Annotated in this window: 1 protein-coding gene and 1 pseudogene; one reads left to right on the forward strand and one right to left on the reverse strand. The window is 73.2% G+C overall.

Annotated elements, in window-relative coordinates:
- Positions 1-309 precede the first annotated feature (309 nt).
- The gene (locus SPR02S_RS64365) at positions 310-747 is read left to right on the forward strand and encodes a hypothetical protein (protein WP_020684205.1); all 438 of its coding nucleotides are present in this window, start codon (positions 310-312) and stop codon (positions 745-747) included.
- A 287-nt stretch (positions 748-1,034) separates the two neighbouring features.
- Here SPR02S_RS64365 and SPR02S_RS66455 read toward each other — a convergent pair.
- Positions 1,035-1,155 (reverse strand): annotated as a pseudogene (locus SPR02S_RS66455) (DUF4142 domain-containing protein); the annotation flags it as partial.

A 1,155-nucleotide genomic window follows, 5' to 3' on the forward strand; every position in this document is an offset into this window, starting at 1 on the left:
CGGAGAGCCCCCGGCCCCCGCCGCGGACGACCCGGAGCCGCACCCGCTCGGATGGGTCGTGGACGGCGCGATGGCGCACGACGTGTAATGGTGTGCGGCTGAGCCGCCCGTTGTCGGGCGGTCGGCCCTTCTCCGCACCCACAAGTTTTTGCATAATGCAAGGAAATGGCGGGCGAGACGCTCAACTGCCGGATTCCGGCAACGGGCGCCGGGCGGACGTGTCCGGTCAGAGGCAGGGCGGTCGCGCCGCCGTGGCGGCACCATGGGCGGTCGCCGACGGACCGGGAACGAGACAGGGGGTGCACGGGTATGCGCGGATGGCGCCGGCTCAGGACACCTGCCCAGTCGCACCTCATGGCGCACCTGCGTACGTCGGTGTGGGGGCCCGCGGAGTTCGTCGGGACGCCGCCCCGTCGGCTGGTCGGCGAAGGGCTCCTTGCGGGAGTCCTCGGTGCCGCCGCGATCATCGGTACGACGCTCTTCGGGGCCTGGACGGGGAGGTCCTCCCCGTCCGGCGGTGAGGCGGGCCTTGGGTGTGCCCTCTCCCTCGCCCTGTACCTGTCCGTTGTGGGGGCCGGGCGTGCCCTGGTCGGCATCGCGGCGCTGCTCGGCGTGTGCCTCGACTTCCGGGCACCGCAGGCCGCCGCGGGCGTGGTGCTGGCGGAGCGCGGACGGGTGCAGCCCGTGGTGGTGACGTCGGTCGAGAGCAGCCGGGCAGCGGATGGCGGACGTGCCCGTTACCTCTGATCGTGGCTCGCAGGGACGGTTCGCCGCTCACAGTGCGCATCTGGCGTGGGTGCGGGTAGGCGCCCCGTCCAGGGGACGCACTCACCGTCGTCTACGACCCCCAGGGGCACGTGGCCCCGCACGGAATGGAAGCCAGGCGCCGGGATGGCGGGAGCGCTGCATGACCTGGCCCCGTGGGCCGTCACCCTCGTGGCCGCGAGGTCATCGCCGTCGTCCGCTCCTACCGGCTCTCCGTGCCTTCCGTCGCCTTGGCATCTCCCGGGCGGGGCGCTACCGCGCACCGTAGATCACCCAGCCGTCGGGCTGGGTGTGGGCGAGACGGTGTTGACGTTGAGGTCGGGGCGGGGAGTGAGAGCGACGAGGGGTGCGCCGGCCTGCGGCGGGGGCGGGGTGACCTGGTCCTTGGGC

The sequence above is a fragment of the Streptomyces prunicolor NBRC 13075 genome, assembly GCF_000367365.1.
GTDB classification, from domain to species: domain Bacteria; phylum Actinomycetota; class Actinomycetes; order Streptomycetales; family Streptomycetaceae; genus Streptomyces; species Streptomyces prunicolor.

Coding starts and splice junctions, on each gene's coding strand:
- SPR02S_RS64365 (WP_020684205.1), top strand. CDS start 310: ATGCGCGGATGGCGCCGGCTCAGGACACCTGCCCAGTCGCACCTCATG.